Genomic DNA, 6,494 nt, shown 5'->3' with positions numbered 1-6,494 from the left:
TCTCATCTCCACTCCTTGGCGGTTACGATGAGCCAGAAACCCTCTCTTATCAAATCGACCTAAACTGTCCCATTGGCGCTGACGTCAGACATGAATAACCAGACCCTGCATCTGGCCAATCAGGGCGTGACGATTAACCAGATACATCACCACTATGAGCCGTCACAGGGTTTGCAGCAGACATGGCATACACGTGGCTATCACGGCTCACCTCAGCACAATTCGCGCGGCGTTGTTCAGCGGTTCCTTGGATTCTGGGATTGCAATCCCGCGACCCTGATACCGTTAGAACCAGAAGCTTCAGCTCCGCTCTACGTCGAGATGATGGGCGGCAAAGATCCAATTATGGCCAAGGGTTTGGAACTACACAATGCAGGGCAATATTTCGAAGCGTCCGAGATTCTGAACAAACTGTTCCTGTCGGATCCATCAGATCAGGAAGTAAAAGATTTGTTAGCAGACGTTTACGAACAGCTTGGCTACCAGCAAGAGAACCCGGGCCTGCGGAACAGCTTCCTGTCCGGTGCCTATGAACTTCGTTCTGGCATCCCCACCGGTGAAACGGCCGACACGTCCAGCCCAGAGGTGATACGCGCGATGTCGACTGAGCTGTTCCTTGATTTCCTTGCGATCAAGATGGACAGCCGCAAGGCCGAAGGCATCGAGTTTACGATGAACCTAAGCACACCCGACAATGGTGAGATGTTTGCGATCGAGCTGGCCAAGGCAACACTCACAAATGTCGAAGGTTTCGCCTTCGATGAGCCAGATCTGACTCTAACCTTGAACCGATCCGATTTGGAACTTGTGATGACCGGAGAGGCTGATTTCGAGGACTTGCTGGCCGACGGTCGCGCAACGGCTGATGGTGACGTCAGCGTTCTGATCAAACTCGCTGGAGCCATGGTTGAGTTCGATCCTCTGTTCGAAGTTTTGCCTGGGACAAGTACCGGTCCAACCGAGGTAGCAGAGGCCGAGCCGTTGCAGGCGGTGACTGGTCAGGTCGTTATCGAATGATGTTTTGCGCGGGTCCCTTCGGACCCGCGTTACCCACTTTTACACTCCAATACGATTTTAACGATGTAATCCAAATCACCCGAGGAGACTCCAATGGCTGATCTTGTTGTTCTTTCATTTGATGGTGTCGACAGTGCAGATGCTGTTTTGACAAAACTACGACAGCTCAAAAAACAGGAATTGATCGACCTGCTGGACGCCTGCGTCGTTGTGCGACCCGAAGAGGGAGACATACACATTAAGCAGTCAGTGAACATGACCCGAATTGGCGCCAGTACGGGCCTGAGCACCGGTGCAATAGTTGGTATGTTGGCCGGTATTCTTGTTCTCAACCCACTCGCCGGCATGGCAGTGGGAGGTTTGGCCGGGGCGGCAATGGGAGCGCTTGGAGGGTCCCTTTCCGATTACGGCATCAATGATGATTTCATCAAAGAACTGGGCGAGACCATCCAACCAAATTCATCGGCTCTGTTTCTGCTTGTCGCCAAGGCCACACCGGACAAAGTGATCGCCGAGATCGAACAATACGACCCGAAGATACTTCAGACGTCCCTATCGCAGGAACAAGAAGACAAACTCCGCGAAGCGCTCGCCGCTGCGCATAGCCAGTGATTTTTGATAGAGATCGGTCGCCAAGCCAAAGTGTGGACGACCTTCTTCAAATCATAGGGTTTAGGTTGGGAGCACTGCAATATGGTAGGCGAATCCGCTAATTGGCATGGGGAAAACACCGGGCGCGTCGCAGATGCGCTCGTCAAGCTTGGCCAGATCGGTTTCTGGGTTCAGCTGGTTTTTTTGATCATTGTCGTTGTACTGGGCGGCGTTGTCCTTGGCGTTGTCGGAGGTGGCGCAGGCGTGGGCAACGTGTTGTCCTTCTTGGGTTTGATCCTGCCCGCTTTCACCACATTTTGGTGTTGGCATTATTTGTCTTTGGGACGAAAGCTGAAAGAGACTGGAGATGACCCCTCAGCCGCCCGGCTTCAAAGTCGCGTGTGGATCGGCGTTTGGGTCGGAACGATCGGCGCTGTTCTGACAATTGTTTCATTGTTTGGAGCAGCTTTTGCGCTTCTGGTCACAATGCTGGCCAACCCTCAAGTTGGCTTGCAGATATCCGCAGCTGAAACCGGTGCCAGCCCCTACACGATTTCGGCGGTTGATGCAGTAAGCATCATGACCCTACTCTTAACGCTGACCGCTGAGTTGCTTGTTGTGGCGATTTCTTTGCGTATCGTTTTCCTGATCTCTCGTTCTCTGGGCGGAAAAGACGCCTGAATAGGCAATGCACTTGCTTTCGCGAAACCTTACCGAATTCCAGAGTAGGGCAGATAGTCGTGCTATGAGCCACCCAAAAACCGCTTGAACACGACCGAGGCCGGTAAAGCCATACAAACCCCGATCAGCGCAAAAAGCAGGATTGTTGGAATTGCCGGGTAAGATATTTCGGACTGTTCAGCAATATAGAGAGACAATCCTATGTTCCTCGCAATTGTTGCGATGGCAAGGCCCGCTCTTTTCGATCTGACCGGCCCCCCAAGCGTGTAGCCACTCGCTAACGCGACGGCACAAAGTATGACGACCGAAAACGCGGTGGCCCACCCAATTGCAAGTGATTGCCGTAGGTCCGTCAAAAGCGCCAGCGCGGTCAAAAGAGCGGCAAGGAACAAGAGATAAAGTCCCTTGGACACAATCGCCACCACCTTGTTGTGGCGATTTCGCAATCGCGGTACCGCGCGCGCCGATGCCCATCCAAGCACTGCCGGTAGAAAAGTCACCAGCCCGACCTGAGCGGCCACAGTACCCAACGAAACAGGAGTAGCCGCGACCTGGGGCAGATGACTAAATAAGAACAGCGCAAACGGCGTAAAAACCACTGCCAACAGAGCAAGAAGCAACTGCAATGACCCAACATAGTTGAAATCGGCGGCTGCGGCTTCGGACCGGCGCGTTGTGAGAGGCGCACCGGGTGCAGCGGCCAAGATGGCCAAACCCAGAGCAACCTCAGGACGCACGGGAAGCAAAATAATTAGAACGAGTGTTGCCAAAGGCATCACGACGAGAACTGAAATCAGGGAACGAAACAAAAGCGAAGTATCGGACAACAGCGCACGAATGCTTCCAACCTCTTGCCGGGTTCCCAGCCCATACATCTGAGCAAAAACGACAACACCTGTAAAAATCAACACGACTTCGGGCATCTATTTACGTCCTTCTGATCCCGAAATGCTGGATGACTGACTGCGTTTCGCATCGATCCAAATACGGGACTGTTCCATGGCATCATTCAGCGCCGCCCCGATTTCAGGTTGCTCCTCAAAGATGCTCTCTTGCGATAATCGCTTCAGCAGTCCGGTTCGTTTCAATTGCCCTTGCAACTTGTTGTTCACACCGGTCAAAACCAGCTTGCTGTCGTGATGTTCAAGCTCTTTAGAGTATCGGCTTAGCAATCGAATGATCGTGCTTCCCAAGTCGTCAACGTCACGAAGCACCAATAATACCACTGAATGGCGTCCCGTATCTGCTTCGGGCAACTGAGCTTCAAGAGCCTGCGCCGACGCAAAGAACAGTTCTCCGCGAATGCGAAGAACCGTAATTTCGCCTTCCTCAAGAGCGGTCGCACCAGGCCGCTCTATTGGGAAGCCCCCTTCGACCAAGGAGATCTGCCGAACTTCGATCTGGTTAGCGGAGCGCAGAATTTGAAGAACGAAAGAGATTGCGATGCCCAACAGGATTGCAAACTGCAGCGGCAATAACAGCGTTGCCACCAGCGTCGCAGTAAAACCAGCACGGGCCATCGTTCCGGTCCGCCAAATGACGGCAATAGACTTGGGTTGGACATTCTGCACGCCCACTACGAACAAAAGCCCACCCAGACCGGCCATGGGAACAAGCTTGACCATGTCCACGAACAAAAAGACGATCAATACCACTGTTACGCCTGCAAAGATGTTTGACCAGCGCGAACACGCTCCGGCCTGAACACTGACAGCCGTTCCCGACATTGACCCACCTGAAGGGATCGAACCAAACACGCTTGCTGTGAGATTGGCCGCGCCTTGGCCGACGAAATCACGCGAAGTATCTGGAAACCGCCCATCGGGGTTCGGATAGCTTTGACCAACACCGGCGCCCTGTACCAACCCGATCACTGCGATGGCAATGGCGGGCAGGATCAGTTCTGGAAAGTAGCTTAAGTCCGGCAGCATTGGCGTGGGCAAGCTTCGGGGAATGATCGCGACATCTTTCACCAGCACGATCGAGCCGCCTTGAAATAGCGTGGCCAACCCGGTTGTCGCACCCAGAGCAAGGATCAGCGAGAACTTACTTAATCGCGTTTGCTGGATCAGAAAAATAAGGACAATTGTGGCCACGCCGATAGTAACCGAAGCGGTATCGAAACTACGCCAGTTCAAAGCGGTATCGGAAAGGCGCAACAAATGATTTGGCTGTGCGCTCTCGAACCGAGTGATATCAGGAATAGAGCCAAGAATGATCAGAGCTGCAATACCGGTAATGAATCCTGTCATCACCGAGTTGGATACATATCGGACCAGCCGCCCCATACGCAGCAGTCCAAAAATCAACTGCACCATCCCAATCATCATAACCAGGCCAATCAATGCGCCGATCTTTCTATCGTCCTCAACCCCATACAATGCCTCACCGACGGCAACCGATAGTGCGCCAGTCGTTGATACATTCATAAAAACGGAACTGGTGAAGATTGCGCCGACGGGCATGGCGACCATTAGCGCGTAAAGACCAGCGACAGGGTTGACGGTCGCAAGAACAGCATTGGCCATTCCTTGCGGAACGTTGACGATTGCGAACGTGGCACCTGCGACAAGATCCGAAACCACGTTCCTGCGATCAATCTTCAACCCGTCAAGCATGCAGCCGCGATCCAGTATATTTTGGGTATTCGGCGCGGGAGCACCACATCACTCAGGCACCACGCCCTTCAGTTCTTCCGCGTCATAGGGGTCGTGTTCAATGGCTTGTTCATCACTGGCGCGTGTGCCCGGAAAGACTTCGTATTTTGGGTCGAAATCCACCAGCAGACTGGCCAGTGTTTTCAGAATGGAGGGGTCACTCGTGATCTGCGCGGATCCTTCGGCAATGTGTTGCTCAAAACTCTTCTCTCCGGCCAGAGTTTCTTCCAGCTTTGCGCGGTCAATCGCCAGCGTCAGGTCAGCAGTTTCAGCCTGATACCCCTTTGTGTTCGTTAACGTCGCGTTTTCCAGTTCGACAATAAATTCCTCTCCATTATCCGGAGTTCTCAGATTGATCGTAAACCTCAGCCCCTTAGCTTTTTCGCTATCGAGCCGGATTCCGAGGAAGTTCAGGAACAGCTCAGTCGACATGGCGCGCATAACGTCAGGATTGGTTGTTTTGACGGCCTGCCCGGAAGGGATACCGGATCGCAATTCAAAAGCCCCCGCCAAGAATGAGTTGCGAAGCCCAGGGTTTTCCTGCTGATAACCGATTTGCTCGAAGGCATCCGCGAGAAGATCACGAGCGACTTCGTTTTCGGGTTCGGCAAGCGCAACCTTGTTCAGAATTTCAGCAACCATCAAATAGTCACCAGCGTCGTACATTTCACGGCAATTGGCGACAATTGCCTCGGCCCCGCCCATCAGTCGGACGTAAACCGGCGCTGAGTTTTCCGGTGAAGGCGGAATCAGTGTTGCAGGATTACAGTCCCAAAATCCGAGGTATCGCTGGATTACACCACGGCTGTTATGCTCAGGTGAGCCATGGTAACCGCGAGCGTGCCAGTGTTTCTGAAGACCCTCGGGGACTTTGTAGACGTTATGGATTTGGTTGATTGTGACGCCGTTGTTTGCGTGATGAAGAACCTGATTGTTCATATTCGCGTAGATATCGCGCTGCGCCCGCAGCACCTCTTGAATCCTCGCATTTCCCCATCGCGGCCAGTGGTGCGCGGCGAACATAACTTCGGCCTCTTGACCAAATCGGTACAAGGCCTGCGCTATGTACTTTGACCAAACCAACGCATCGCGTACCGGAGCGCCGCGAAGGGTATAGATATTGTGCAAGCAGTGGGTGACATTTTCGGCCATCCACAAAGCCTTCATGCCGGGAATGTAGGTGTTCATTTCCGACGGCGCCTCAGTATCCGGCGTGTTTTGGAAAACCATCGGAATGCCATCCACCTCGAATTCCTCATAGTCTTTTGAGACGATCCGCGTAGGGGCAATCAGAGTCACAGCGCCACGTGATGCAGCCTGCCCCAGACCCTGTGTGACATAGCCATGTGGATCAACGGGTAGTAGAATACCGTACTGGTAATAAGCCCTGCGATTCATAGCGTTACCAGCATAAACGTTTTCGGACACCGTATTGTCCATGAAGCCAACGGGAGCGATGATTGTCTGACGTCAGCGCCAATGGGACAGTTTAGGTCGATTTGATAAGAGAGGGTTTCTGGCTCATCGTAACCGCCAAGGAGTGGAGAT

The 6,494-nt window shown here is 53.1% G+C and carries 6 protein-coding genes; 3 read left to right on the top strand and 3 right to left on the bottom strand.

Translation table 11 applies throughout. The annotated features are described in order from the left end of the window. Positions 1-90: 90 nt before the first annotated feature. From ACR0IM_RS24300 to ACR0IM_RS24290, 3 genes are all read left to right on the top strand, one after another. Positions 91-1,017, top strand: a complete 927-nt coding sequence (locus tag ACR0IM_RS24300; RefSeq protein WP_480683469.1) for an alkyl sulfatase dimerization domain-containing protein — start codon at positions 91-93, stop codon at positions 1,015-1,017. 93 nt (positions 1,018-1,110) lie between these two features. Continuing rightward, positions 1,111-1,629, top strand: coding sequence for a DUF1269 domain-containing protein (locus tag ACR0IM_RS24295; protein ID WP_058284048.1), 519 nt, complete (start codon positions 1,111-1,113; stop codon positions 1,627-1,629). An 81-nt stretch (positions 1,630-1,710) separates the two neighbouring features. Next, on the top strand, positions 1,711-2,289 hold the full coding sequence (locus ACR0IM_RS24290; RefSeq protein ID WP_170621342.1) for a DUF3611 family protein: 579 nt from the start codon (positions 1,711-1,713) through the stop codon (positions 2,287-2,289). A 62-nt stretch (positions 2,290-2,351) separates the two neighbouring features. Here the strand turns inward: ACR0IM_RS24290 and ACR0IM_RS24285 are convergent, their stop codons facing one another. The 3 genes from ACR0IM_RS24285 to ACR0IM_RS24275 are packed head-to-tail and all read right to left on the bottom strand — an operon-like array spanning position 2,352 to position 6,374. Then, positions 2,352-3,212, bottom strand: coding sequence for a hypothetical protein (locus ACR0IM_RS24285; RefSeq protein WP_480683468.1), 861 nt, complete (start codon positions 3,210-3,212; stop codon positions 2,352-2,354). Next, a complete protein-coding gene (locus ACR0IM_RS24280; RefSeq protein WP_480683467.1) occupies positions 3,213-4,907 on the bottom strand; it encodes a SulP family inorganic anion transporter in 1,695 nt (564 codons plus the stop codon). 48 nt (positions 4,908-4,955) lie between these two features. Then, positions 4,956-6,374, bottom strand: coding sequence for an alkyl/aryl-sulfatase (locus ACR0IM_RS24275; protein WP_480683466.1), 1,419 nt, complete (start codon positions 6,372-6,374; stop codon positions 4,956-4,958). Positions 6,375-6,494: the final 120 nt, after the last annotated feature.

The sequence above is a fragment of the Ruegeria sp. BF6 genome (genome assembly GCF_056538665.1).
Note: the sequence above shows the minus strand (reverse complement) of the source record. Positions and strands in the feature narration are given on the sequence as shown.

Bases quoted from the DNA above. Each gene is read 5' to 3' on its own strand.
- ACR0IM_RS24300 (WP_480683469.1), top strand. From the start codon at position 91: ATGAATAACCAGACCCTGCATCTGGCCAATCAGGGCGTGACGATTAAC.
- ACR0IM_RS24295 (WP_058284048.1), top strand. From the start codon at position 1,111: ATGGCTGATCTTGTTGTTCTTTCATTTGATGGTGTCGACAGTGCAGAT.
- ACR0IM_RS24290 (WP_170621342.1), top strand. From the start codon at position 1,711: ATGGTAGGCGAATCCGCTAATTGGCATGGGGAAAACACCGGGCGCGTC.
- ACR0IM_RS24285 (WP_480683468.1), bottom strand. From the start codon at position 3,212: ATGCCCGAAGTCGTGTTGATTTTTACAGGTGTTGTCGTTTTTGCTCAG.
- ACR0IM_RS24280 (WP_480683467.1), bottom strand. From the start codon at position 4,907: ATGCTTGACGGGTTGAAGATTGATCGCAGGAACGTGGTTTCGGATCTT.